We start from the raw sequence: 24,272 nt of genomic DNA, 5'->3' as shown, positions 1-24,272 counted from the left end.
CCTATATCAAGTATTATAAAGTTTGCCATCGAAAGACGTGGTTGTTCCATAATCACATTACGATGGAACACACGTCGGAACTGGTAGCCGAAGGGACGTTTATTGGTGAAAAATCATACCCCCAACGGGCGGAGCGCTATCGCGAGATCACACTGGATGGATCGAAAATCGACTTCTACGATCCGTACGACAAGGTGGTGCATGAGATCAAGAAGTCGGACAAGCTGGAGCATTCGCACGTAGCCCAGGTGCAATTCTACCTGTACCTGCTGCGGAAAAATGGCGTCGATGGCGCAACCGGGCTGATCGAGTATCCCAAACTCCGGCAAACAGAACGGGTGATGCTGACGGACGATGACGTGCCGGTGGTGGAAACCTGGATACGTGACATCGAGCAGATTGCCGCGAGTGAGCAATGCCCACCCCGGTTGCCTAAATCGAAATGCCGGTCGTGCAGTTATTTCGATTTTTGCTGGATTGCGGAAGAGTAACGTATTTACCGGCTACCGGTTAGCCACTTAGTTTATGAAATACCCTCGTCGGTTGTCATCAGGAGCCAATAATACAGTCATTGTCCTATCGGATACAGAAGTAGCCAAACTCTTCACGGGCGATACGCGCTCCGACATTGGCTCCGAAGCGGAGAAAATGAAGATTGCAAATTCAATTAACGAGCTGGTTGTCAGATTTATTCGGCTCGATTATAGCGATGATCTGCAGGCTGAGATGTTGCGGGGCCGCCCGTGCGGTGATGGAACGCATTCGGCCCATCGATTACCGGGCGTATGAAGTTGAGCGTCGAGAACTGTGGTACGATGTGTTTGCCGACGAACTAACCGAACTCCACCGGGCCGGCTTTGTGCATCGGGACCTGAAACGACCGTCCGATCTCGATGGGCTGGCGTTCGACAACATTCTGCTTACCGAACAGGGACTCCGGCTGATCGATGTAGGCATATCGGCACTGCGCAGTCAGGTAGGCGAGCTGATCTTCGATAAGTATCTGGCTATTGAACGGGACGAACTGCGGCTATTTCAACACTATTTTCTGACGCGCTAGCGACTGATCAATCACTACCCCCACACCATGAAACAGCCCAAGTATTTGTTCAACGCCGGTCGAATGAGCCGGAAAGACAATACCCTGAAATTTACGCCGGTCGACGAAGACGGCAACGAAGGGCAACCCCGTTACCTGCCCATCGAGCAGGTCGGCGATCTGTATATTTTTGGTAGTCTGGACGCCAACAGTGCGTTATACAATTTTCTGGGGCAGGAAGGGATCGCCGTTCATTTCTTCAACTACTATGAGCACTATACCGGCTCCTTTATGCCGCGTGAATACCTGCTGGCGGGTAAGATGCAGGTTGAGCAGACGAAGCATTACATGACTGCCCGAAAGCGCATCGACATTGCCCGTCGGTTTGTACAGGGCGCGGGTGACAACATTCTGCGGGTGCTGAAATATTACAACAACCGGGATCGGGACAAGGCGCTGGCCGAGGCTATCCTGACGGTGGAGCGATTGATAGCCAGTGTTCCTGCGGCCACCGATGTGCCTATGCTGATGGGTATCGAAGGCAATATCCGGCAGATGTATTACAGCTGTTTCGATGCGATTGTGGGGCAGACGTTTTGCCTGGATGGCCGTACCAAACGGCCGCCCCAGAATGAACTGAATGCCCTGATCTCGTTCGGGAACATGTTGTGCTATACGGCCTGTCTGAGTACAATTTATCACACGCAACTGAACCCCACGATTAGTTTTCTGCACGAGCCGGGCGCACGTCGGTACTCGCTTGCCCTCGACCTGGCCGAAATTTTCAAGCCGATCCTGGTCGACCGGCTAATTTTTCGGATGATCAATAAGCGACAGCTTCAGGCATCGGATTTTCGGGCCGAAGTGGGTGGCTGCGTGATGAAAGATGCGGCCCGGAAACGGTTTGTGCAGGGATTTGACGAGCAGTTGAAAGAAACGATCAAACACCGGGTGCTGGGGCGCAGTGTCAGCTACCGGCATCTGGTGAAACTGGAGTGCTATAAGCTCCAGAAGCACTTGCTCGGCGTGGAGGAGTACCGTCCATTTAAAGCGTGGTGGTAAGACTGCCAGGGAACAGCGTTGGGTTAACATTTCAGCCTTTTTTCGTTTATTTTCTTTTTCATCATGTACGTTATCCTCGTGTACGATATGGGGCAGAAACGCGTCGGCAAGATGCTGAAACTATGCCGTCGCTATTTGAACTGGATTCAGAACTCGGTGTTTGAGGGTGAGTTGACGGACGTGCAGCTGCGTGAGTTGCTGCATGAAGCCAGGCGCATTATGAATGACGGCGAAGACAGCCTGATTCTGTTCAAGAATCGGGATCGCAAGTGGCTCGACAAAGAGATCATTGGGCAGGAGCGAAGCAGTACAGATGATTTTTTGTGAGTAGTTTATCGTCGATCGGGTCAATCGCGTTCTTTGATATACTGAGATTATCTTCTGGAGTATCTTGTTTTTGGTTGTAAGTGGCTGGCTGTCAGTGAGTCGTCGATCGGGCGGTATTTTCGTATTATTGCCGATCGACGACTACTGGTGTCAGTCTATCGAATGTAAAACTGGGTATATGGCTTGGATGGCCTTTTTTTTACTGCCAAATTCACGGCTTCTAATCGTACCTGAGAGGAATTGAAATACCGTAACGGTTCAGCCGACTAACGGTACTGCTTCGCTTCTAATCGTACCTGAGAGGAATTGAAATCCGGTTGCAGCAAACGATGTAGCGACGACTGCACCTACTTCTAATCGTACCTGAGAGGAATTGAAATCCACCTGCAGGCCCGCGCCTACCGTGAGGTTTTTGCCTTCTAATCGTACCTGAGAGGAATTGAAATGTTGCGGCCTTCTGCGAGATACTGTTGTTGTCGAGCTTCTAATCGTACCTGAGAGGAATTGAAATAAGGCTAACCCCCTCACCCAGCCCGGCCTAGCGTCGCTTCTAATCGTACCTGAGAGGAATTGAAATCTGGCAAAACGGGCATAAGTGCCAACAAGTTACAGGCCTTCTAATCGTACCTGAGAGGAATTGAAATCTGGGTACGGCCCTGACCCTGCAACAGGAGCGGGCCTTCTAATCGTACCTGAGAGGAATTGAAATACGTGTTTGTAACTGAAGTACTTGAGCGAATAGCGGCTTCTAATCGTACCTGAGAGGAATTGAAATGAACGGCGTAATCTTGAATCTGCGTCGTTACGAAGCTTCTAATCGTACCTGAGAGGAATTGAAATTTGGGTACAGCAAACAGGATGTGCTGTGGGTACTGCTTCTAATCGTACCTGAGAGGAATTGAAATAAAATCAGGGCAACCGTACCCAGCGCGAGCCGGGCCCTTCTAATCGTACCTGAGAGGAATTGAAATTTGATAGGGGGTGCTGTAATCGGGGTTGTGGGTTGCTTCTAATCGTACCTGAGAGGAATTGAAATAAACAGATTTTTTTTATCCTGCAGAGTCAGTGCCAGAATGCTTCTAATCGTACCTGAGAGGAATTGAAATAAACAGGGGCGGGCCGGGTGGCGGGGCAGGTCGATCTTCTAATCGTACCTGAGAGGAATTGAAATATCCTGATGGCGCTGATACTTGGATTGCTCGGATTCTTCTAATCGTACCTGAGAGGAATTGAAATGGAGGTGACCACGTTCGCGCCGATAACCTGCAAGGTGCTTCTAATCGTACCTGAGAGGAATTGAAATTGGACCTGTACCGGGAATGGGTCAAAGGTCAGGTCCTTCTAATCGTACCTGAGAGGAATTGAAATCTGGGTACGGCCCTGACCCTGCAACAGGAGCGGGCCTTCTAATCGTACCTGAGAGGAATTGAAATCTGTAATTCGGGATTGGCGGCTATCTGCCTTTGCAGCTTCTAATCGTACCTGAGAGGAATTGAAATACGTTTGATCGCTTTCACATGGAGGGTGCCGATTGCGCTTCTAATCGTACCTGAGAGGAATTGAAATAAAAAACGGGCTTTACGGTCGATCCTACGGATATTCCTTCTAATCGTACCTGAGAGGAATTGAAATAGAATTACAACCGCCTGCTGAGGGCGCAAACCAAGATCTTCTAATCGTACCTGAGAGGAATTGAAATTACGAACTACAGCGACTAGGCGCACAGGCTCCTGACTTCTAATCGTACCTGAGAGGAATTGAAATACAAGCCGGGCGGGCGTCAGGCCTGATGCCCACTTTTCTTCTAATCGTACCTGAGAGGAATTGAAATACCATTCCAGGCTGTTACGCAGCGTGGCGACGTTGCTTCTAATCGTACCTGAGAGGAATTGAAATACCCGACACGTTTTGGTAAAACGCCAGCACGGGCCTTCTAATCGTACCTGAGAGGAATTGAAATATATGCTGATCTGCGAGGGCGAAATCGACTGCATGACTTCTAATCGTACCTGAGAGGAATTGAAATAATGACCACCGATTGCCCGGTCAGGTTCTGGCCTTCTTCTAATCGTACCTGAGAGGAATTGAAATGCTGCTGTCGAACTTCCCCGGGGGCGACCTCTCGCACTTCTAATCGTACCTGAGAGGAATTGAAATTCGGACGAGTTTGGCCAGATCTTCCGTGCCCAGGGCTTCTAATCGTACCTGAGAGGAATTGAAATGGAAATGATGCCCTCCTGCAGGCCCTGCACCAGCACCTTCTAATCGTACCTGAGAGGAATTGAAATAATAAGCTCCCGCTCAAACTCAGCCAGACTAGCGAACTTCTAATCGTACCTGAGAGGAATTGAAATAAGCAGACCCTTGAAGTTCAGTTTGTTGTAGTAGACTTCTAATCGTACCTGAGAGGAATTGAAATGGAGGTGACCACGTTCGCGCCGGTAACCTGCAAGGTCTTCTAATCGTACCTGAGAGGAATTGAAATTGTAGCGTTTTTCGCCCTGCACGTACACCTCAATCCTTCTAATCGTACCTGAGAGGAATTGAAATTAGCGGCCTTGCTCTCCTTTTTGGCGGGCTCGGCTTCTTCTAATCGTACCTGAGAGGAATTGAAATGCTTCACCTCATGCACCATGGCATAACCGTATTCTTCTTCTAATCGTACCTGAGAGGAATTGAAATACTTTATCGCCAAGCGGGGCGGGCCAGAGAAGGTACTTCTAATCGTACCTGAGAGGAATTGAAATGCTTGCGCCTGCTGCCCTTTTTGCGCCACTACGCCGCTTCTAATCGTACCTGAGAGGAATTGAAATACCTTAACTGCCTTGACGACGAAGCCTTTAAGGTCTTCTAATCGTACCTGAGAGGAATTGAAATGCCGATGTTCAGTGTGCAGGTTAGCCGTGCCGGACACTTCTAATCGTACCTGAGAGGAATTGAAATTCTGAAAGATAAACTACCGGTTAATCAAGTGGGCACTTCTAATCGTACCTGAGAGGAATTGAAATATTGCAGGTGGGGTTGTGGCTGGTTGGTTGCTCATTCTTCTAATCGTACCTGAGAGGAATTGAAATACGATGAGGTAGTTGTTAATGCCATACGTCTTACCCTTCTAATCGTACCTGAGATGAATTGAAATTTAATCGAAACAGAGCGATGAGACTATTTCTAGGACTTCTAATCGTACCTGAGAGGAATTGAAATGTTTTTTGGGGCTTCCAGTACTTGCCGGGCTTGTTCCTTCTAATCGTACCTGAGAGGAATTGAAATGGTATTGCGTACGCAGTCACCTTGGGCGAATGACACTTCTAATCGTACCTGAGAGGAATTGAAATTGGGCGGGGAGTCGGGACAATACCAAGACAAGTTTCTTCTAATCGTACCTGAGAGGAATTGAAATTTGGGAGCGGGCAGACGAACGGGTTATACGTGCTCACTTCTAATCGTACCTGAGAGGAATTGAAATGTACAATATCGAGCACTTCCATAACCGGCACGAGCCTTCTAATCGTACCTGAGAGGAATTGAAATTTCGATCTGATCGATCAGGGTAGGCAGCTGGATTTTCTTCTAATCGTACCTGAGAGGAATTGAAATACCTCTCCAAGCGGTCAATGGTCGCCTTTGGTAACTTCTAATCGTACCTGAGAGGAATTGAAATATTTCATTCAGCAGCACTTTTTCTACGTGCACCCCTTCTAATCGTACCTGAGAGGAATTGAAATGCATCTGAGCCAGTTGTGTCGGGTAGGCCGTGCCCTTCTAATCGTACCTGAGAGGAATTGAAATCCAGGGTGCCGGGCTTTGGCGGTGCGGCCTCAACCGCTTCTAATCGTACCTGAGAGGAATTGAAATTCAGGTTGTGCTGGTGGACGGGTGGCAGGGGCCGAATCTTCTAATCGTACCTGAGAGGAATTGAAATTCGTGGAGCATGAGGCTTACGCAAGTTTATTTCCCCTTCTAATCGTACCTGAGAGGAATTGAAATGTAGTGCCAGCCAGGCAGCCGGATCAGCCACGGCACTTCTAATCGTACCTGAGAGGAATTGAAATGAATAAACAGGATCGGCAGGTAAGCCGAACCGGGATCTTCTAATCGTACCTGAGAGGAATTGAAATGTTCGTAGACCTCGCTGGCATTGGTGGCCAGTCGGCTTCTAATCGTACCTGAGAGGAATTGAAATGGGATACAGCCTACACTGACGGCTTAATGTATGTCTTCTAATCGTACCTGAGAGGAATTGAAATTACTTTCCTGCGTGGTCTGGGTTGGGAAGGTGCCCCTTCTAATCGTACCTGAGAGGAATTGAAATTGTACTCTCAGGTCCTGAAGTACGAGCCGCGGCAACTTCTAATCGTACCTGAGAGGAATTGAAATTGTTCAACCGACACGAGCGGCTCATGGGCGAAAAGGCTTCTAATCGTACCTGAGAGGAATTGAAATCTGCGAAGGGTCTACGCCCGTCAGGTCGGATGCGTTCTTCTAATCGTACCTGAGAGGAATTGAAATATCCTATACAAAGGCGACATGATTCGCGCGATCCTGGCTTCTAATCGTACCTGAGAGGAATTGAAATTGCAGAACTATCTCGACCACCTCAATCTGACCAGCGCTTCTAATCGTACCTGAGAGGAATTGAAATCGAATCGAGGTGCGGCTGCAGCAGTCGTACCAGTTGCTTCTAATCGTACCTGAGAGGAATTGAAATTTGGCGTAGTATTTGAACAGGGGCACCCCGTCCCCACTTCTAATCGTACCTGAGAGGAATTGAAATCCGAATAATATGCTAGTCGTATCCGTGCCCGGCCAGGCTTCTAATCGTACCTGAGAGGAATTGAAATGCGATATCTCCTGGTGGTGGAACGCGTTTCCCGAGCTTCTAATCGTACCTGAGAGGAATTGAAATGTGCGAGAGCCAGCGGCATCGTGTTCCGCGATACACACTTCTAATCGTACCTGAGAGGAATTGAAATTGCGAAACAGTTGCTTGTAAATCGATACGGCCGTCCCTTCTAATCGTACCTGAGAGGAATTGAAATTTCAAATTTCTGGTCTATAGCCTCCTCGACCAGTCCCTTCTAATCGTACCTGAGAGGAATTGAAATATGGATGGCATCGCCGACAACGGTGCGGTATTCGTCTTCTAATCGTACCTGAGAGGAATTGAAATGCCCCCATCGGCGCGTTTCAGTTCCTGCCCATGCACTTCTAATCGTACCTGAGAGGAATTGAAATATCGTACCGCAGTTGGCAACATCCAGAAAACCGATCTTCTAATCGTACCTGAGAGGAATTGAAATGCAGTAGCCACGCCCGCCAGTTTCGCCCGCCAGTTTTCTTCTAATCGTACCTGAGAGGAATTGAAATACGACATCCGTTCGTGCAATCCCCTCAGCAATCGCCTTCTAATCGTACCTGAGAGGAATTGAAATTCTGAAAGACCTGATCGTAGTTAGCCATCTCCGGCTTCTAATCGTACCTCAGAGGAATTGAAATCGTGGTTTCGGCCCGACGACGGCGCCCGGCTAAACGCTTCTAATCGTACCTGAGAGGAATTGAAATCCGGCAAAAAATGGCAGGCCCGCGCCGGCAGCGCAGCTTCTAATCGTACCTGAGAGGAATTGAAATACGTGGACAAGTACGCCCCCCTCGACGTGGGCATCGCTTCTAATCGTACCTGAGAGGAATTGAAATAACTACCCAAGCCCACCAGCGCCCCCGAGCCGCCCGCTTCTAATCGTACCTGAGAGGAATTGAAATACGAGGGCGAGCGCCAGCGGGTGACCAACGAGTACCTTCTAATCGTACCTGAGAGGAATTGAAATGCGAATTAACCAGCGTGGCCACCATCGCAAAGACCTCTTCTAATCGTACCTGAGAGGAATTGAAATCCCGATTGTAGTCGGCTACTGCCGTTTTCTGGGCCTTCTAATCGTACCTGAGAGGAATTGAAATACGACGGCGCCCGGCTAAACGGCAAGTCGCTAATCGACTTCTAATCGTACCTGAGAGGAATTGAAATAACTAAACGACAACCAGGCGGGCAAACTTACGGCGCTTTTCTAATCGTACCTGAGAGGAATTGAAATATGACGAACGCGAACGAGGCATACAGCACGGCCAGCTTCTAATCGTACCTGAGAGGAATTGAAATGGCATATTCACAGATTCAGGAAAATGGGGCATGTTCCTGGAATTGTATCGTGGTAGCCTGATTTTGTCGATCTATCAGCACAGAACCGGATCGTTGCCGGGGCTGTCGGTGAGTTCGGTTTCGAGGGTGGCGTGGCCGATTTTGTGATGCTCAAGCCGGTGGCGCACATCGGCTTTTAGCCGCTGGACATCGGGGGGCGTCAGGCCGGGCGCCAGGGTCAGGTGGGCGGTCAGGGCGTTTTCGCTGGTGCTGAGCGCCCAGACGTGTACGTGGTGCACGCGCGTGATGCCGGCCACCTGCTGCAGATCGGCCATAATGGTTGCGAGGTCTATACCGGCCGGCACGCCATCGAGCGACAAACGTACACTGTCGCGCAGCAGCTGCCAGGTCGATACCAGAATAACGATGCCCACCAGTATGCCGATAACAGGGTCGAGCCAGGTCCAGCCCGTATAGGTAATCACGACGCCCGCAATGACCACACCCAGCGATACGAGCGCATCGGCTGCCAGGTGCAGATAGGCCCCCTTGACGTTGAGATCGTGGTCTTTATCGCGGAAAAACAGCAACGCCGACACCGAATTGATCAGGATACCCAGCCCCGCCACCCACGCAACCGGGCCGCCCGCTACGGGTTCGGGCTGCTTGAACCGCTGCACACTCTCCCACAAAATAGCGCCGACCGTCACCAGCAGTACAACGGCGTTGGTAAGCGAGGCCAGAATGGTGCTTTTGCGATAGCCGTAGGTGTAGAGCGGAGTCTGCCGCACTTTGGCCAGTCGGAACGCCAGCAGCGAAAGCAGCAGCCCGGCCACGTCGCTCAGGTTATGACCGGCATCGGCCATCAGGGCCAGTGAGTTATAGTAGACGCCCAGGCTGAACTCGACCACCACGTACAGCGAATTCAGCACGACTCCGATGATGAGGGCGCGGTTGACGGTAGTCAGTACGGTAGGGCCGTGGCTATGGCCAGCGTGGTCGTGGTGATCGTGCGCCATGAATGTAGCAGGAGGGGACAGGCGTTGCCGGTCGACCGGGCAACGGGTCCAGTAGTAACCCGGTGGCCTGCCGATCTGTTCAGTTGGGCCGTTGAGTTGCTGCCGGCAGGGTGTATCTTTGCCGATGTGGTAAAACAGGCACTCATCGCGCTACTGATTGTGGCAACACTGCTGCCAACGGTAAGTCCGTGGGGTACCATTGCCTATTACCAGCTCAACCGCGCGTACATTGCCCGGGTGCTGTGCGTCAACCGCAACAGACCGCAGCTCCACTGCAACGGGCAGTGTTTTCTGGCCCGGCGGCTGCGTCAGCGGCAGGCCCGGCAGGATCAGGAAACAACCGAACAACTGCGGCAGCTGCCCCAGCCGGCTCTGTTCTGTCAGCGGCCCGATGCGTTTGTGTTTGGCCCGGTGGTGCACCCACTGGTCAGCACACCGGTGTTTAGCTATGCCCGCGCCGACTACAGTGCGCCCAGTTATCCGCCCTTTCGGCCACCCCGGCTGCAAACCGCATAACCCGGTTTTCAATACGGTCTGGTACGGGCCGTCTCTCTTTGATCCATTTCATTACTAGTTCAGCAACAGCCCCCGGGCTGACTACAACCTTATTTTTCAGACAATGAACCGTTTTCTGATTCTTATTGCCCTTTTAACTACCGGCATGGCCTGCAGCACCAACTCACAGCAGCAGACCGAAACAACCGAGTCCGCAACGGCCGATACGCCCGTCAACAAACTGGAAGAAGCCGTTATGGCCACCCACGACAGCACGATGGCGCTGATGAGTGAGCTGATGCGGGTGAAAAAGCAGGTGAAGACAAAGGGAGAAGGCCTAACGGGAGCGGAGGCTGCCCGGGCCAGCGAATTGCAGGATAGCCTGAATGTGGCCGATGAAGCCATGATGACCTGGATGAACCAGTACAACGGCGATACCCTCCGGAAACTGAGCGAGCCCAGGGCTATCGAATACCTGACCGATCAGAAAAAGACCATCGATCAGGTGCGGGACCGGATGAAGAAAAGCATCGCCAGCGCATCCGAATTCGTACAGTAGATCAATCGGGAGCCGACAGCCGGTTGGCTCCCGATTTTCCGGTGCTTAAACCGATTTTAACGAAATAGACAGCGTCACCCAATCGTTACCAGAATAAGCCCCGTTTTGTCATGCTTCGTCGCCTGCCCCCTATTGTCCTGTTTTTGTTTGTCGGTATGATCGGGATTTTCGGCGGTACACTCGTCGGGCTGGTCAGCGAATTCAGGGAGCAGCCGTTCAACGCGACCAATGCGGTGGTGTGGCTGTTCCTGATGATCGTGAGCGGGGTTATTCTGACGCTGATCGTGCTGTACGCACGCAGTCGTCCGTAGTGCTGGGTTTGTTAAAAGCTGAACTCGTATGTGGCGTTCCATCCTGATTCCGCTGGTTGTAGCGGCTCTGTGTATTGGTGGCTTTCTGGCCTGCCAGTCGGTCGACGTGCCGGCTACGCAGACCGGTTCGCTGCGTATCAATTTCGATAATGTAGCGGGTCCACAGAATCTGGTGCTCAACAGCAGCACCTACCAAAACAGCAGTGGCGAGTCGTTTACGGTATCCAAATTCAATTATTTTGTCAGCAACATCCGCCTGCGCCGGGCCGATGGCAGCGACTACGTGGTACCGCAGGACAACAGTTATTTTCTGATTGAGGAAGAGCGGCCAACCTCGCAGACGCTGACGCTGGGTAACGTGCCGACAGGCAGCTACACCGGTATCAGCTTCGTGCTGGGGGTCGACAGCCTGCGTAGCCTGGCCGATATTTCGCTTCGCACGGGCGTACTCGACCCCGGCACCACCGACCACGATGCTATGTACTGGGACTGGAACACGGGTTATATTTTCCTGAAGCTCGAAGGGCGTTCGCCCGCGGCCCCGGCGGCCCAGAACAACCAGTTCCTGTTCCACGTCGGTGGGTTTGGGGGCGGCTACAACGGTAAAAAAACCATCAATAACCTGCGTACGGTATCGCTCACGTTTGGAACCGATCAGCTGCAGGTACAGACTAATTCGACGCCCATGCTGGCAGTCCGGACCGATGCGCTGAAGCTGCTCGACAGCCCCACGCCAATCCGCATTGCCCAGCATCCGGCCGTTATGTTCGAACCATTTTCGGCAACGGTGGCCAGCAATGCCCCCGGCATGTTCAGCTACCACCGGATTCAGCAGCAGCCGTAATCCCAACTGCTCAGGCCAAACTACCGACACCTGTACCGTCAACCCACTCAACGCGATGCACCACTGGCTACGTAACCTCGGTTTAGGGCTAAGCGCTGGGCTGTTTGCCCTGGCTGTGGCCTGCCAGTCGAGCCCGGGTGGTGAGCCCGATCCCGTTGTGGGGCCGGGCGAAACGGGTGGCGGCATTACCTACAAACCCACGCCCGTGGCCCTGCGGCAGCCGGCCAACTTTCCGGCCCCGGTCTATGACCTGGCCAGCAATCCGCTGACAGCCGAAGGCATTGCGCTGGGCAAAACGCTGTTCTACGACAGCCGCCTGTCGCGCGATTCGACGGTCAACTGCGGCTTCTGCCACCAGCAGTTTGCCGCCTTTGCCCATTCCGACCACGCGCTGAGTCACGGCGTCGACAGCCGGATAGGACCACGCAACGTGCCGGGCCTGCAGAACCTGGCCTGGAGCCGTGAGTTTTTCTGGGATGGGGGCGTTATCAATCTCGATGAGCTGCCCATGGCGCCCATTGCCAACCCCCTGGAAATGGATCTGAAGTTTGCCGATGCTGTGGATCGGGTGCGCCGGACGCCCTCGTATGCCCCGCTGTTTAAAGCGGCTTACGGCTCCGATACGGTAACGACAGCCCGCTTCCTGAAAGCAATTTCGCAGTTCATGCTGACCATGGTATCGGCCGATTCGCGCTACGACAAGTACGCGCGCAACGAAGCCGGGGGCGAACTGAGTCCCGACGAGCTGGCCGGACTAAACGTGTTCCGGCAGCAGTGCTCGGCCTGCCATGCCACCGATCTGTTTACCGACCACAGTTACCGCAACAACGGTCTGCCGGTCAGCGTCAGTGGCGATCAGGGGCGCTTTATCATTACGCAGCAATCCGCCGACCGGCTCAAATTCAAGGTGCCAAGTCTGCGCAACGTCGAGCGCACCTTTCCCTATATGCACGATGGCCGGTTTCTGACCCTCGAACAGGTGCTGAACCACTATGCCGGTGGGGGCGTAGTCGATAGTCCTACGCTCGATCCGCTACTGAAAAAGGGAGCAAAACCGGGAATCGCGCTGACCGATACCGAGAAAAAACAAGTGATTGCGTTTCTGAAAACGCTGACCGACAATACGCTGCTGACCAATCGGGCACTCAGCCCGTACTAGCCGTCGGCTCAGTGGCTGTGTTCGAGCCGGTGCTGCCGGATGTTGATGAGGTGGGTGAATACCAGACCGGCCGAGGCCACATACCCCAGGTACTCGAAAAGGGGCGCGGTATCTTCGAGCAGAATCGAAATGGCGAAAAGGGTCAGGAAACTCCACAGCGCCCGGCGCACCAGTGCCGACGCGTAGTGGCGGGTGGCGAAATACACTGCCACGATATTGACAGCGATAAACACGTAGTCCAGACTGAGGTAGCCCACCCGCAGGGGCTCGTTCTGCAGCAAGCGCGAGCTGAGCAGCAGCACGGGCGTGACGAGGCAATGAATAAGGCAAAGAATCGACCCGGTGATGCCGATGTAGTCTGCTTTTCGGGTGAGAATGTCGGTCTTCATAAGCTGGGCTACAAACATACGACGCACGGGGCAATCGCACGGTAAGGTAACCCGCTTTTTTGCAACAAAGTTGCGAACTGGCAGGAAAAGTGGTTTGTGTTGAGCAAGCGGTAGCCACCTGCGGGGCGGCTACCAGCCTCGGCATCAGTTTACTTTGCTGAGCAGCGTGTAGCCCATCAGCTTGCCGTTTTTGTTGTAAGTCTCGGTCCGGATGTCGAGCAGCTGATCGTTGGTCCGGTAGCTGACCGTACGCATCGTGGCCCGGATCGGGATACCCATGGCCCGATTCTCCAAATTCATATCCGAACTGATTTTGTAGGCATTGAACGTGCCGGCCGGGGTCGTGATCGATTCCTTTTCGCCCACGACCCGGTTGGTCATGGTCATGTTCATGGTCATCATGGTGCTGCCGTTGTTGAGCATATCGGCTTCCAGCTGGCCATCGGGTAGTTTCAGGCCCGTGCTGAGTGTGGCCGGGTAAACGAGCCGGTTGGTTTTGAGCCGCATGTCCATGTCTTTCATACCGGCATTTTGCATCGACTGGGCCATGCCCGACAGGTCGGCCACGAGCTCGTTGCCCGTACAGGTGTACCGAATGGTGTAGGCGGGCTGCTTTTTGCCCTTCTCGTCTTCCGACTGGGTGGATACATCGACCAGGGTCGAACCACCTTCCTGCTTCACCGATTCGATGCGGTAGGCGACCTTACCGGTCAGTTTGTCTTTGGCGTTGTAGGTCGACATTTCGTAGGCCATACCGGGCCTGAAGGCAACGCCGAGGCAGTTCTGGGCCATGCTGACCATGGGCAGCAGCAAGGCCAGTAATGAGGGGATGAGAAAACGCATGGTGAGTCAACTGTTTTATAGGAACCTATGCGTCGAAAGTAATGGAAGCTACTGTCTGGGATGATCGATCTTTGAGCAAACGGCTACCGATCAGGCCCATACCATGCTCACGATACCCAGCAGCATGATGAGTTTGCAGAGATTGCTGAGGTAGCCGAAGTCGCGCCGGGTGTCGGCCCGAACGAGGTGAACGACCAGCCAGCCGATGGGCAGCAGCAGCAGCAGAAAGATGCTGGTGAGCTGCTGATTGGCCAGTTTGCCCGTGATCAGAAACATGCTGACCAGCAGCGATGCCAGCAGCGTATAGAGCACGTACTTGGTGCGCCGGAGCCCCCACACAATGGGCAGGGTGCGGCAGCCGAACCGCGCATCGCCCCGAATATCCTGCATGTCTTTGATGATTTCGCGCACCAGCGATATGCCGAACGAAAACAGGGCATAGATCAGCAGCATCCGGGCGTTCTGCTGGTAGTAAACGGCCAATACGATGAGCGACAGGGCCGTCAGCAGCGAGACAACCACGTTACCCACGAGTGGTTGCCGCTTCAGCTGGGCCGAGTAGAGCCACAGCAGGGCCACGCAGAATACATCGACCAGGAATACCCACTTGCTCAGGTAAAGCCCGATCAGACAGCCGATCAGGTTGAGCAGCTGGTGGGTGCCGATGGCTACCCGACGCCGAAGGTAGCGCCCGATAACGACCCGCTCGGGCTTGTTGATCAGGTCGATCTTGATGTCGAAGTAATCGTTGATGATGTAGCCGGCGGCCGCAATGCAGACTGTCGACGACGAGAGAAGCCAGATGGTCGGGTCGAGCAGCAGCTGCGGCCAGTCGTGTTTGGGTCCTACCAGAAAGATGCGGCCCAGAAACTGCGTCAGCACCACAATCAGCAGGTTCTGCACCCGTACGAGCCGCAGAAAGCCGAGTACGAAGGCGGTGAACGAGATGGGCTGATGACGGGGGACCATAACTGTTTGTTTGGCCAAAAGTAACGAATAGGCCGCAGAAAGCCGGAGCCGGCCCGCCCGGCGGTTACCCGGCCCGCGCATTATTAGGCTACGGCAACCCGAATCTTTTAAAGCGCCGGTCCGATTGCTCGGGATTCTTTTGCCCGGCGTTTGTTGTTAGAGCAGCAAGTCGACCGGGCGACCCGCTGGCGGGGCTCATCGACGCTCACTCATTCGCTCGTTTGTCAATGAAAATAGGCATTGTATGCTACCCAACGTTTGGGGGCAGTGGGGTGGTCGCTACCGAACTCGGTAAAGCCTTAGCCAAAAACGGCCACCAGATCCACTTTATCACCTACCAGCAACCCCCGCGTCTCGATTTTTTCAGCGAAAACGTCTTTTACCACGAAGTCAACATACCGGCTTATCCGCTCTTTCAGTACGCTCCTTACGAGTCGGCGCTGACCAGTGAGATGGTCAATGTGGTGCTGAATGAGAATGTCGATCTGCTGCATGTGCACTACGCCATTCCGCACGCATCGGCCGCCTACATGGCAAAAATGATTCTGCGGTCGCAGGGGCGCAATGTGCCCGTGGTGACCACGCTCCACGGCACCGACATTACGCTGGTGGGCAAAGACGCGTCGTATGAGCCGGTGGTCACGTTCAGCATCAACGAATCGGACGGGGTTACGTCGGTGTCGGAAAATCTGCGGCAGGATACCTACGCGCATTTCAAGGTGCACCGCGATATCGAAGTGATTCCAAACTTTATCGACCTGACCCGTTTCAAGCGGCAGCAGAAAGACCACTTTAAACTGGCGATCTGCCCCAACGGCGAAAAGCTTATTGTGCATACGTCGAACTTCCGGCGGGTAAAGCGCATCGACGATGCTGTGATGGTGTTCTACCACGTGCAGCAGCAGCTGCCGGCCAAACTGCTGCTGGTAGGCGATGGCCCCGAGCGGGCCCGCATCGAGCGGCTGGTGCGCGATCTGGGCATCTACGATCAGGTGCGGTTTCTGGGTAAGCTCGACGCGGTCGAAGAAGTGCTGTCGGTGGCCGATCTGTTTCTGATGCCGTCTGAAAACGAAAGTTTCGGGCTGGCCGCTCTGGAAGCGATGGCCTGCGAAGTGCCGCTCATCACCTCGAACGCGGGAGGGCTGCCCGAACTGAACGTGCAGGGCGTAACGGGCTTCATGAGTCCGGTGGGCGATGTAGCCGACATGGTTAAAAACGCCCTGCATGTGCTCGACGACGCCAATCTGCCTACCTTTAAGGAAAATGCGCTGGCGCGGGCCAAAGAATTTGAACTGTCGAAGATTCTGCCGCTTTACGAAGCGCACTACGAACGGGTGTTGCAGGCGTCGATCGCCAACGTGTAGCCTACCGCTGCCCTGAACCGGCTGGCGGCCCTGTTCTGCCCGGTCAGTGCTCTCAACCAAATAACCCTTAGAGTAGTCAAATCGCTCAACTAGCCAGCGCATGAATCCAAACATACCTCAAACGGATCGGAAACGGGTGGTCATTGTCGGGGCCGGCTTCGGCGGCCTCAAACTGGCCCGCAAACTGGCCCGCCGACGGGAATTTCAGGTGGTGCTGCTCAACCGCAACAACTTCCACGAGTTTCAGCCGCTCTATTATCAGGTAGCTACGGCGGGGCTGGAGGCCAACTCCATTCTGTTTCCGCTGCGGTCGGTGTTTGGCAACTGCAAAAACGTTCACATCCGCGTTACCAACGTAACCGGTATCCGGCCGGCCGACAAGGCGGTCGACACCGAACTGGGGGCCATACCGTACGATTATCTGGTGATGGCAACCGGTGCCGATACCAATTTCTTCAACCAGCAGAATATCATTGAGAAGGCGTTGCCGATGAAATCGGTGTCGGAAGCGATCGCGCTGCGCAACCGCATGCTCCAGAACTTCGAAGACGCGCTGAGTGTGGAAACGCTCGACGAGAAAGAAGGCTTCATGGATGTGGTGGTGGTAGGCGGTGGACCAACCGGCGTGGAGCTGTGCGGCACGCTGGCTGAAATGCGCCGGACTGTATTGCCCAAAGATTATCCCGAACTCGATTTCAAGATGATGGACATCTACCTGATCGAGTCGGGAGCCGAGCTGCTGGGCCCCATGTCGGTGCCATCGCAGGAGCACGCGCTGTCGTACCTGCAGGGGCTCGGGGTCAACGTGCGGCTCAACACCCGCGTGAAGGATTTCGATGGGCAGACGGTGACCATGAACGATGGTACCTCGCTGCGTACCAACAACCTGATCTGGGCCGCCGGGGTGCGCGCCAACCCACTGGCCGGCCTCCCCTCGGAGGTGCTGGGGCGGGGCGGCCGGGTGCTGGTCGACCGGTTCAGCCAGGTGCAGGGCGTGCCCGATGTGTATGCCATCGGCGACGTGGCGCTGATGACCGAAGATAAATGGCCCAATGGTCACCCGCAGATTGCCCAGCCCGCCATTCAGCAGGGGCGGCACCTGGCCCACAACCTGTTGCGGCTGGTGCAGGGGCAGCAGCCCGAGCCTTTTGTGTATAAAGATCTGGGCAGCATGGCCACCATTGGGCGGGGCAAGGCCGTTGTCGATCTGCCCTTTTTCAAGTTTCAGGGATTTTTTGCGTGGCTCACCTGGTTGTTCGTACACCTGATGGCGATCGTAGGCGTAAAAAACCGGCTGGCTATCTTCATCAACTGGATGGCCAATTACCTCACCTACAACAATTCGCTTCGACTGATCATTAAGCCTAAAATTCCGAAAGGAAACGTGGCGGCCATGCAGGAGAAAATTGCCGACCAAGTTGAGGTGGGGAAGGGGTAATAAAAATATAGTAAACCTAATTTACTATCTGGGGTGGGCAGACCGGATTTTCATCGTATTTTTGCCCCATTAATTTCCGTTGTGAACTATGGAAGAAACTACTGACAACCTACAAACAATGGCCGGCCACGGCAAAACGCGGCCAAAGAACACCGGCACTAAAAAGCTGTTCGAAAATCCGATTCTGGAAGCACTGTCGCGGACGCACATCATGGTGCCCATTTCGATGTGGCTGGTGTTATCGGCTTTTCTGGGTTGGTACGCCTTCACCTACACGGCGATGAGCACTGGTACCATTGCCACGCTGTTTGTGACGGGTTTGCTGGTCTTTACACTGTTTGAGTACGTGCTGCACCGCTACCTCTATCACCTGGCGCCCACTACCCCGAAGCGGGCCAAAATTCAGTACACATTTCACGGCGTACACCACGAATACCCGAAAGATAAAACCCGGCTGGCCATGCCGCCGGCGCTGGCTATTTTCGTAGCCGCTTTCTTTTTCGGGATGTTCTTTCTGTTGATGGGTGAAGCGGCCTATGCCTTCTTCCCCGGCTTCCTGGTTGGGTATTCGGGCTACCTGGCCACGCACTTTATCGTGCATGCCTACGCCCCCCCGAAAAACTTTTTCAAGCAGTTGTGGATCAACCACAGTGTGCACCACTACAAAAACACCGAAAGCAACTACGGCGTATCGTCGCCCATGTGGGACTATATTTTTGGTTCGTTCCAGAAATAAGGTATCCCCGCTTTTCGCGTGCAAGAAGCCCCGGCGAATCATTCGTCGGGGCTTCTCTGTTGTCAGGGGTTCAGCTTTTCGTTGTCGCGGTGGCGGGTGGCGTCGCGCTGGGTTTTCTTGGCCATGTTTCTGGCGAAGGCATCGGTCAGGTCAACGCCGGTCTGATTGGCCAGGCAGATCAGCACCCACAGTACATCGGCCATCTCATCGCCTAGGTCTTTTCCCTTGTCCGACTCCTTCTCCGACTGTTCGCCGTAGCGCCGGGCAATGATCCGGGCCACTTCGCCAACCTCTTCGGTCAGCATAGCCATGTTGGTCAGTTCGTTGAAATAGCGGACACCGATGGTGTTGATCCACGTGTCGACAGTGGTCTGGGCTTCTTTGATCGTCATGGGAGCCGGGTTAGATTCAGATCAGCGAAGTTCGCGCTTCAGCATGATAAGTACACTGCGCGACACGCCCTGATACGCATTGAGATCGACTGCCGTGGCAATTTCCCAACCCTCGCGCCCCAGTTCGTTGAGCCGATCGGTCAGCAACTGCGTGTCTATTTTGCCGCCACCACTCCAGAAGCCACCCGATTCTACATCGAGGGTCATGTATTCAAAGCGTTTCATCGTTTTGGAGTTTAGTTTCTGTAAAGCTATGGCCTGTTCTCAAAGCTGCCTATCCCGTCTGGCCAGGCGGTAGCCCAAACGGCCGATCGGTCGCTTTTCGGTATATTTGCCTACTAAACTCAACAACCTTATGACAAGTCGTGTCGATACCCGGTCACAGCGTACCTACGACGCCATTGTAATCGGGTCGGGCATCAGCGGAGGCTGGGCCGCCAAAGAATTGACGGGCAAAGGGCTGCGCACGCTGGTGCTCGAACGGGGCCGCGATGTGCGCCATATTGTCGACTACCCGACCGCTACGCAGAACCCCTGGGAGTTTCCGCACCGTAACCGGATGCCCGAAGCCTTCGACCGCGAAAACCCGGTGGCTACCAAGTGCTATGCGCTTGACGAAGCCACTCAGCAGTTTTTTGTGAAAGATGCCGAGCACCCCTACGTGCAGGAAAAGCCCTTCGACTGGATCCGCGGGTATCAGGTGGGCGGCAAGTCGCTGATCTGGGCGCGGCAGACCCAGCGCTGGAGTCGCTTCGACTTCGAAGCCAACGCCCGCGACGGAGCCGCCGTCGACTGGCCCATCCGCTACGAGGATATCGCGCCCTGGTATAGTTACGTCGAAAAATTTGTTGGCATTTCGGGTAACAAAGACGGTCTCGAAACCCTGCCTGATGGCGAATTTCTAAAGCCCTGGGAGCTGAACTGCGTGGAGAAAGAAATTCAGAAGCGGGTAAAAGACAGTTACAACGACCGCCACGTCATTATCGGCCGCTGTGCGCACCTGACCGAACCCAAGCAGATTCACTACGATCAGGGGCGGGCGCAATGTCAGGCCCGGCATCTGTGCTACCGGGGCTGTCCCTACGGGGGGTATTTCAGCAGCAACTCGAGCACGATTCCCTGGGCTGCCAAAACGGGAAAGCTGACCCTCCGGCCCGATTCGGTGGTGCATTCCATTATCTACGACGACGCCAAAGGGAAGGCCACGGGTGTTCGCGTAATCGACACCCACACGAAGCAGATGACCGAGTATTACGCCCGGATTATCTTCGTGAATGCGGCCTGTCTGAACTCCAACCTTATTCTGCTCAACTCCACCTCGCACCGTTTCCCCAACGGGCTGGGCAACGATAGTGGGGTGCTGGGTAAGTACGTAGCCTTTCATAACTACCGGGGCAATATCCTGGCCGACTACGAGGGCTTTGCCGATGGCTACTACTACGGCCGCCGGCCCACAACGGCGTTTATGCCCAACTTCCGCAACGTGAGCAAACAGGAAACCGATTTTCTGCGGGGCTACATGGTTGCCTTCAGCGCCAGCCGGGGCAACTGGCAGCGGGGGGGCAGCCAGCCGGGCTTCGGGGCTGCGTTCAAAGACAGTCTCAGCGACCCGGGACCATGGCATGTGTTTATGATGATGCAGGGCGAAACCGTGCCGAAGGCGGAAAACCACGTCCGGCTCAGCACTGACCAGAAAGATGCCTGGGGTATTCCGCAGCTGGTAACCTCGATCGGCTACGACGATAACGACCGGAAATCGATGGCCGATTTTCTGGCGCAGGGTAGCGAGATGCTTACCAAAGCGGGCTGCAAAAACATCCGCCCCTACGACGACCACCGCAACCCCGGTCTCGATATTCACGAGATGGGGGGCGTTCGGATGGGGCGCGACCCCAAAACGTCGATGCTCAACGCGCACAACCAGCTCCACAGCGTTAAAAACGTATTTGTTACCGATGGGGCCGCCATGACCTCGACCGGTACCCAAAACCCATCGATCACCTTTATGGCCCTGACGGCACGCGCTGCCGATTATGCCGTGAAGGAGATGAAAAAGCAGAATCTGTGAGTCAGACCGAGTCACCCGAACAGGTCAGGCAGGCCTTGTACAGCGCCTGCCTGGTCTATGTTCAGCAACGGATCGATACGGCCCGGCAGGCCATGGAGGCCGCGCAGGCATCGGCCAATGAGGAGTCGAAAAGCAGCGCCGGCGACAAGTATGAAACGGGCCGTGCCATGGCCCAGATCGAGCGCGACCGCCACGCCCAGCTGCTGGCCGAAGCCCTGAAGCTGCAGCAGGAGCTGGCGCGTATCAATATCGACAAGGCTTATGAAACCGTGCAGCCCGGTAGTCTGGTACAAACCGATCGGGGGGCGTTTTTTATCAGCATCAGCGCCGGCAAACTGACGCACGGCGGGGCTATTTACTTTGCCGTTTCGCCGGCCTCGCCCATCGGTACGCTGCTGGCCGGTAAGCGGGTCGGCGATGTGGTCACGGTCAATACCACCACCTACCGGCTCACTCAGGTAGTATAGCCCGGCGGGTCAGCGGGATTCGGCGTTGATGCGGGCAATAATCGTGTCGACATCTGTCTGTGACATGTCGAGAGCCGCGGCAATCGTTTTGGCATCCATGCCCAGTTTGAGCATACCCCGAATGCCCCGTTCGAGGCCCTGCGTCAGTCCCCGTTCGATGCCCTGCGTCAGGCCTTGTTCCAGGCCCTGATTGATCCATGTTTGTGCTGCCGACATAGCTAGTTCACCCGCCTGGGTCGATATGCGTTCGAAAATAGTGATAATCTCTACGGGCGTCAGCCCACTGGCCCAGTTGAGATAAACCAGCGTGGTTGATACAAAGGTACGGCCGGGCGCTGACAGGGCTAAAGTACGAATAATCTGGGCGTGCTCATCGAGAATGCGCATCAAATCCCGCTTTCGGCGGCTATACTGAAGCAGAAGTCCGGTCAGACGGGCGTAATCTGAAGTGAGTGCCGGGAGCTTTCGATTGATGTCGGTGAGGTCAATCAACACGTAATCGAAAGCGGGTATGAAGGGCATCAACTCCGGTGCCAGCTTCCCGAAATACTGATCGGCCGGCCGCTTCTGCCACCGCCCCCGGCCGTGGTATAAGACCACCGGCAAAACAGGGGTCAACGCAGTACGCTGCCTGATCTGCCGTTCCCAGATCGCGAGCAAATAGCGGTTCAGCTGGAAGTGAGGGTATGGCTCCGTGTAGCTTTTGTGTTCCAGCAGCAGCGTAATGCGTATCGGCTGATCGCCAAATTGCGCAGAGAACACCAGGTCGGCAAAATGCTCACTTAATTGCTCATCCGTGTAGGAGTCGGTTTCCTGACGAAGCGACGCAAAATCAAGGTTCTCCAGCAGCGAATGGGGCAGGTAAGCCTGCAAAAAATCGCTTGTGATGTCGAGCCGAGAAAACGCTTCCTTGAAAAATTTGTCGTGTGGCTTTTCTGGATGCATCGGTGCCGGGCGGTTAGAAAACGCGTTGCCCGCCAATCCAGGTTTGCCGCACGGTGGTAGCGCGCAGCTGCTGGTTCGGAACGGTCATGATGTCGCGGTCGAGCACCACAAAGTCGGCTTGCAGGCCGGGGGCAATACTGCCGCGCAGCTTGTCTTCAAAATTAGCGTAGGCCGCCCACCGGGTCATAGCCAGCAGGGCCGACTTCCGGTCGACGGCATTTTCGGGCTGATAGCCGCCGGCGGGGTAATTTTTGGCGTCCTGCCGGGCCACGGCTGCGTGGAAACCAAATAGCGGGTTAGGCGCTTCGACCGGAAAATCACTGCCAAACGCAATCAGCCCGTTTTGCTGCATCAGCTGCCGAAAGGCATACGCACCTTTTACCCGCACGGGACCCAGTCGTTCGGTTGCCCAGTACATATCGGAGGTGGCATGGGTGGGCTGTACCGACGGAATGATGGCGTACTGACCAAAGTTGACCACGTCTTCGGGCGATACCACCTGCGCGTGTTCGATACGCCAGCGCCGGTCGTTTTTGCCTTTCAGCAGCTTGCCGTACAGCGTTAGCATCAGGTGATTGGCCGAATCGCCAATACAGTGGGTGTTGGCCTGGAAACCAGACTGGTAGAGCAATTTGGTCACGCGGTCGAGTTCGGCAGGGCCCAACAGCAGAAAGCCCCCCGTAGTGGGGCGGTCGCTATACGGCTGGCGCAGGCAGGCCCCGCGCGATCCCAGCGCACCGTCGGCGTAGAGTTTGAAGGCTTTCACCGTCAGCCGGTCGGTCTGGAAGGGGCCGCGTTTCAGAAAATAATTCAGGTTGGGTTCGCCCAGGCTTACCATGGCGTAGTCGCGGATGCGGAGTTTGCCGGTCCGGTGCAGGCTGTCGATGAGGTTGATCTCGTCGGGACTGATACCTGCATCGGAAACCGACGTCAGCCCCAGCGACACGCAAACGCGCTCGGCGGCCTGCAGCATCCGGGCTTTATCGGCGGGCGTTGGCTGGGGCAGTACGCGCCGGATCAGCTGCATGGCATTATCGACCAGCACGCCTGTAGGCTGGCCGTTGGCCAGCACGACCTCGCCACCGGCCAGCCGTGAGCCCGCCGTTATCTGGGCCAGCCGCAGGGCTTTCGAGTTGACAAGCAGGGCATGGCCATCAACGCGCATCAGCGCCACCGGCACGTTGGGGAAAGCTGCATCCAGCTTCGCTTTCGTCGGAAACTGCTTATCGGTCCAGTCGTTCTGGTCCCAGCCGCGCCCGGTCAGCCACATCACCTGCGGATGCGCTTTGTAGAACGCCTGGAGCCGGGCGATCACGTCGTCATAGCTGGTAGCGCCCACCAGATCGGCCTGATCGAGCACCTGCCCCAGCCCCAGAAAGTGACTGTGGGGATCGAAAAAGCCCGGATACACGGGCTGTCCACCCAGATCGGCCGTGCTGTCGGGCGCAAAACGGGCGCTGAGGTCGGTAGCTTTGCCCACGGCAACGAATTTTCCGTCGCGCACGACGAAAGCGTCGGCCGTCGAAAAAGCCGAATCGGCGGTGTAAACGCGGGCATTGGTCACCAGCAGATCGGCGCGTTCGCGCTGGCTACAGGCTGCCAGCAACAGCGTGCAGAGGGGTAGAATGAGTCGGTAGGGGTGTTTCATAGTCGATGATGAAAACGGCGAAGATAAGGGAACGGCAAAGAATCAACCGCGTAATCCCATAATCT

Annotated in this window: 22 protein-coding genes and 1 CRISPR repeat array; of the genes, 14 read left to right on the top strand and 8 right to left on the bottom strand. The window is 54.8% G+C overall.

Features of this window, described 5'->3' with window-relative positions; translation table 11 throughout:
* Positions 1-5: 5 nt before the first annotated feature.
* The 4 genes from cas4 to cas2 all read left to right on the top strand — a co-directional run bounded on the left by cas4 (position 6) and on the right by cas2 (position 2,428).
* Entirely contained in the window at positions 6-491 is a 486-nt protein-coding gene (gene cas4, locus ACYVAC_RS14940) for a CRISPR-associated protein Cas4 (RefSeq protein WP_461098787.1), read from the top strand.
* 260 nt (positions 492-751) lie between these two features.
* Positions 752-1,060, top strand: coding sequence for a hypothetical protein (locus ACYVAC_RS14935; protein ID WP_461098545.1), 309 nt, complete (start codon positions 752-754; stop codon positions 1,058-1,060).
* A gap of 27 nt (positions 1,061-1,087) precedes the next feature.
* The gene (cas1b, locus tag ACYVAC_RS14930; RefSeq protein WP_461098544.1) at positions 1,088-2,101 is read left to right on the top strand and encodes a type I-B CRISPR-associated endonuclease Cas1b; all 1,014 of its coding nucleotides are present in this window, start codon (positions 1,088-1,090) and stop codon (positions 2,099-2,101) included.
* 63 nt (positions 2,102-2,164) lie between these two features.
* The gene (gene cas2, locus ACYVAC_RS14925; RefSeq protein WP_461098543.1) at positions 2,165-2,428 is read left to right on the top strand and encodes a CRISPR-associated endonuclease Cas2; all 264 of its coding nucleotides are present in this window, start codon (positions 2,165-2,167) and stop codon (positions 2,426-2,428) included.
* Positions 2,429-2,645: 217 nt separating this feature from the next.
* Positions 2,646-8,582: direct repeats of the CRISPR family, unit length 30 nt; unit sequence CTTCTAATCGTACCTGAGAGGAATTGAAAT.
* A 74-nt stretch (positions 8,583-8,656) separates the two neighbouring features.
* On the opposite strand, the gene ACYVAC_RS14920 is transcribed toward cas2, so the two are convergent.
* The gene (locus ACYVAC_RS14920) at positions 8,657-9,580 is read right to left on the bottom strand and encodes a cation diffusion facilitator family transporter (RefSeq protein ID WP_461098542.1); all 924 of its coding nucleotides are present in this window, start codon (positions 9,578-9,580) and stop codon (positions 8,657-8,659) included.
* A gap of 159 nt (positions 9,581-9,739) precedes the next feature.
* Here ACYVAC_RS14920 and ACYVAC_RS14915 point away from each other — a divergent pair, with 159 nt between their 5' ends.
* The 5 genes from ACYVAC_RS14915 to ACYVAC_RS14895 all read left to right on the top strand — a co-directional run bounded on the left by ACYVAC_RS14915 (position 9,740) and on the right by ACYVAC_RS14895 (position 12,948).
* Positions 9,740-10,096, top strand: a complete 357-nt coding sequence (locus tag ACYVAC_RS14915; protein WP_461098541.1) for a hypothetical protein — start codon at positions 9,740-9,742, stop codon at positions 10,094-10,096.
* Between the two features lie 103 nt (positions 10,097-10,199).
* Complete coding sequence (locus ACYVAC_RS14910; RefSeq protein ID WP_461098540.1) at positions 10,200-10,634, top strand: hypothetical protein; 435 nt, start codon at positions 10,200-10,202, stop codon at positions 10,632-10,634.
* Between the two features lie 110 nt (positions 10,635-10,744).
* A complete protein-coding gene (locus tag ACYVAC_RS14905) occupies positions 10,745-10,945 on the top strand; it encodes a hypothetical protein (RefSeq protein ID WP_461098539.1) in 201 nt (66 codons plus the stop codon).
* 28 nt (positions 10,946-10,973) lie between these two features.
* Positions 10,974-11,789 carry an MbnP family protein gene (locus tag ACYVAC_RS14900; RefSeq protein ID WP_461098538.1) on the top strand — a complete coding sequence of 272 codons (816 nt, stop codon included), beginning with the start codon at positions 10,974-10,976 and terminating at the stop codon, positions 11,787-11,789.
* 55 nt (positions 11,790-11,844) lie between these two features.
* Positions 11,845-12,948, top strand: coding sequence for a cytochrome-c peroxidase (locus ACYVAC_RS14895; RefSeq protein WP_461098537.1), 1,104 nt, complete (start codon positions 11,845-11,847; stop codon positions 12,946-12,948).
* Positions 12,949-12,956: 8 nt separating this feature from the next.
* Here the strand turns inward: ACYVAC_RS14895 and ACYVAC_RS14890 are convergent, their stop codons facing one another.
* From ACYVAC_RS14890 to ACYVAC_RS14880, 3 genes are all read right to left on the bottom strand, one after another.
* Entirely contained in the window at positions 12,957-13,337 is a 381-nt protein-coding gene (locus ACYVAC_RS14890; protein ID WP_461098536.1) for a MerC domain-containing protein, read from the bottom strand.
* 144 nt (positions 13,338-13,481) lie between these two features.
* A complete protein-coding gene (locus ACYVAC_RS14885; protein ID WP_461098535.1) occupies positions 13,482-14,180 on the bottom strand; it encodes a TapB family protein in 699 nt (232 codons plus the stop codon).
* 90 nt (positions 14,181-14,270) lie between these two features.
* Positions 14,271-15,149, bottom strand: coding sequence for a geranylgeranylglycerol-phosphate geranylgeranyltransferase (locus ACYVAC_RS14880; protein WP_461098534.1), 879 nt, complete (start codon positions 15,147-15,149; stop codon positions 14,271-14,273).
* 227 nt (positions 15,150-15,376) lie between these two features.
* On the opposite strand from ACYVAC_RS14880, the gene bshA reads away from it, so the two are divergent.
* The 3 genes from bshA (at position 15,377) to ACYVAC_RS14865 (ending at position 18,687) form a co-directional block, all read left to right on the top strand.
* On the top strand, positions 15,377-16,513 hold the full coding sequence (gene bshA, locus ACYVAC_RS14875) for an N-acetyl-alpha-D-glucosaminyl L-malate synthase BshA (protein WP_461098533.1): 1,137 nt from the start codon (positions 15,377-15,379) through the stop codon (positions 16,511-16,513).
* A 100-nt stretch (positions 16,514-16,613) separates the two neighbouring features.
* The gene (locus tag ACYVAC_RS14870; protein ID WP_461098532.1) at positions 16,614-17,951 is read left to right on the top strand and encodes an NAD(P)/FAD-dependent oxidoreductase; all 1,338 of its coding nucleotides are present in this window, start codon (positions 16,614-16,616) and stop codon (positions 17,949-17,951) included.
* Between the two features lie 88 nt (positions 17,952-18,039).
* On the top strand, positions 18,040-18,687 hold the full coding sequence (locus ACYVAC_RS14865) for a sterol desaturase family protein (RefSeq protein WP_461098531.1): 648 nt from the start codon (positions 18,040-18,042) through the stop codon (positions 18,685-18,687).
* A gap of 62 nt (positions 18,688-18,749) precedes the next feature.
* Here ACYVAC_RS14865 and ACYVAC_RS14860 read toward each other — a convergent pair whose 3' ends face one another.
* Both ACYVAC_RS14860 and ACYVAC_RS14855 read right to left on the bottom strand, forming a co-directional pair.
* Positions 18,750-19,079 carry a nucleotide pyrophosphohydrolase gene (locus ACYVAC_RS14860; RefSeq protein ID WP_461098530.1) on the bottom strand — a complete coding sequence of 110 codons (330 nt, stop codon included), beginning with the start codon at positions 19,077-19,079 and terminating at the stop codon, positions 18,750-18,752.
* A 21-nt stretch (positions 19,080-19,100) separates the two neighbouring features.
* Positions 19,101-19,304: a DUF4177 domain-containing protein gene (locus ACYVAC_RS14855; protein WP_461098529.1), complete on the bottom strand. Its 204-nt coding sequence runs from the start codon at positions 19,302-19,304 to the stop codon at positions 19,101-19,103.
* 130 nt (positions 19,305-19,434) lie between these two features.
* On the opposite strand from ACYVAC_RS14855, the gene ACYVAC_RS14850 reads away from it, so the two are divergent.
* A complete protein-coding gene (locus ACYVAC_RS14850; protein WP_461098528.1) occupies positions 19,435-21,147 on the top strand; it encodes a GMC oxidoreductase in 1,713 nt (570 codons plus the stop codon).
* Positions 21,144-21,614 carry a GreA/GreB family elongation factor gene (locus tag ACYVAC_RS14845; protein WP_461098527.1) on the top strand — a complete coding sequence of 157 codons (471 nt, stop codon included), beginning with the start codon at positions 21,144-21,146 and terminating at the stop codon, positions 21,612-21,614. The genes ACYVAC_RS14850 and ACYVAC_RS14845 overlap by 4 nt, the downstream gene beginning before the upstream one ends.
* 9 nt (positions 21,615-21,623) lie before the next feature.
* Here ACYVAC_RS14845 and ACYVAC_RS14840 read toward each other — a convergent pair whose 3' ends face one another.
* Together ACYVAC_RS14840 and ACYVAC_RS14835 are read right to left on the bottom strand one after the other, a co-directional pair.
* Entirely contained in the window at positions 21,624-22,595 is a 972-nt protein-coding gene (locus tag ACYVAC_RS14840; protein WP_461098526.1) for an Rpn family recombination-promoting nuclease/putative transposase, read from the bottom strand.
* Positions 22,573-24,207 (bottom strand): amidohydrolase, encoded by a 1,635-nt coding sequence (locus ACYVAC_RS14835; RefSeq protein WP_461098525.1) that lies wholly within the window; start codon positions 24,205-24,207, stop codon positions 22,573-22,575. The genes ACYVAC_RS14840 and ACYVAC_RS14835 overlap by 23 nt, the downstream gene beginning before the upstream one ends.
* Positions 24,208-24,272: the final 65 nt, after the last annotated feature.

Source organism: Spirosoma luteolum (genome assembly GCF_054778875.1).
The sequence above is the reverse complement of the archived record's forward strand: the minus strand, read 5'-3'. Positions and strand labels throughout refer to the sequence as shown.

Bases quoted from the DNA above. Each gene is read 5' to 3' on its own strand.
- ACYVAC_RS14880 (WP_461098534.1), bottom strand. From the start codon at position 15,149: ATGGTCCCCCGTCATCAGCCCATCTCGTTCACCGCCTTCGTACTCGGC.
- bshA (WP_461098533.1), top strand. From the start codon at position 15,377: ATGAAAATAGGCATTGTATGCTACCCAACGTTTGGGGGCAGTGGGGTG.
- ACYVAC_RS14835 (WP_461098525.1), bottom strand. From the start codon at position 24,207: ATGAAACACCCCTACCGACTCATTCTACCCCTCTGCACGCTGTTGCTG.
- ACYVAC_RS14890 (WP_461098536.1), bottom strand. From the start codon at position 13,337: ATGAAGACCGACATTCTCACCCGAAAAGCAGACTACATCGGCATCACC.
- ACYVAC_RS14905 (WP_461098539.1), top strand. From the start codon at position 10,745: ATGCTTCGTCGCCTGCCCCCTATTGTCCTGTTTTTGTTTGTCGGTATG.
- ACYVAC_RS14850 (WP_461098528.1), top strand. From the start codon at position 19,435: ATGACAAGTCGTGTCGATACCCGGTCACAGCGTACCTACGACGCCATT.
- ACYVAC_RS14920 (WP_461098542.1), bottom strand. From the start codon at position 9,580: ATGGCGCACGATCACCACGACCACGCTGGCCATAGCCACGGCCCTACC.
- cas2 (WP_461098543.1), top strand. From the start codon at position 2,165: ATGTACGTTATCCTCGTGTACGATATGGGGCAGAAACGCGTCGGCAAG.
- ACYVAC_RS14885 (WP_461098535.1), bottom strand. From the start codon at position 14,180: ATGCGTTTTCTCATCCCCTCATTACTGGCCTTGCTGCTGCCCATGGTC.
- ACYVAC_RS14900 (WP_461098538.1), top strand. From the start codon at position 10,974: ATGTGGCGTTCCATCCTGATTCCGCTGGTTGTAGCGGCTCTGTGTATT.
- ACYVAC_RS14860 (WP_461098530.1), bottom strand. From the start codon at position 19,079: ATGACGATCAAAGAAGCCCAGACCACTGTCGACACGTGGATCAACACC.
- cas1b (WP_461098544.1), top strand. From the start codon at position 1,088: ATGAAACAGCCCAAGTATTTGTTCAACGCCGGTCGAATGAGCCGGAAA.
- ACYVAC_RS14870 (WP_461098532.1), top strand. From the start codon at position 16,614: ATGAATCCAAACATACCTCAAACGGATCGGAAACGGGTGGTCATTGTC.
- ACYVAC_RS14910 (WP_461098540.1), top strand. From the start codon at position 10,200: ATGAACCGTTTTCTGATTCTTATTGCCCTTTTAACTACCGGCATGGCC.
- ACYVAC_RS14865 (WP_461098531.1), top strand. From the start codon at position 18,040: ATGGAAGAAACTACTGACAACCTACAAACAATGGCCGGCCACGGCAAA.
- ACYVAC_RS14935 (WP_461098545.1), top strand. From the start codon at position 752: ATGGAACGCATTCGGCCCATCGATTACCGGGCGTATGAAGTTGAGCGT.
- ACYVAC_RS14855 (WP_461098529.1), bottom strand. From the start codon at position 19,304: ATGAAACGCTTTGAATACATGACCCTCGATGTAGAATCGGGTGGCTTC.
- ACYVAC_RS14895 (WP_461098537.1), top strand. From the start codon at position 11,845: ATGCACCACTGGCTACGTAACCTCGGTTTAGGGCTAAGCGCTGGGCTG.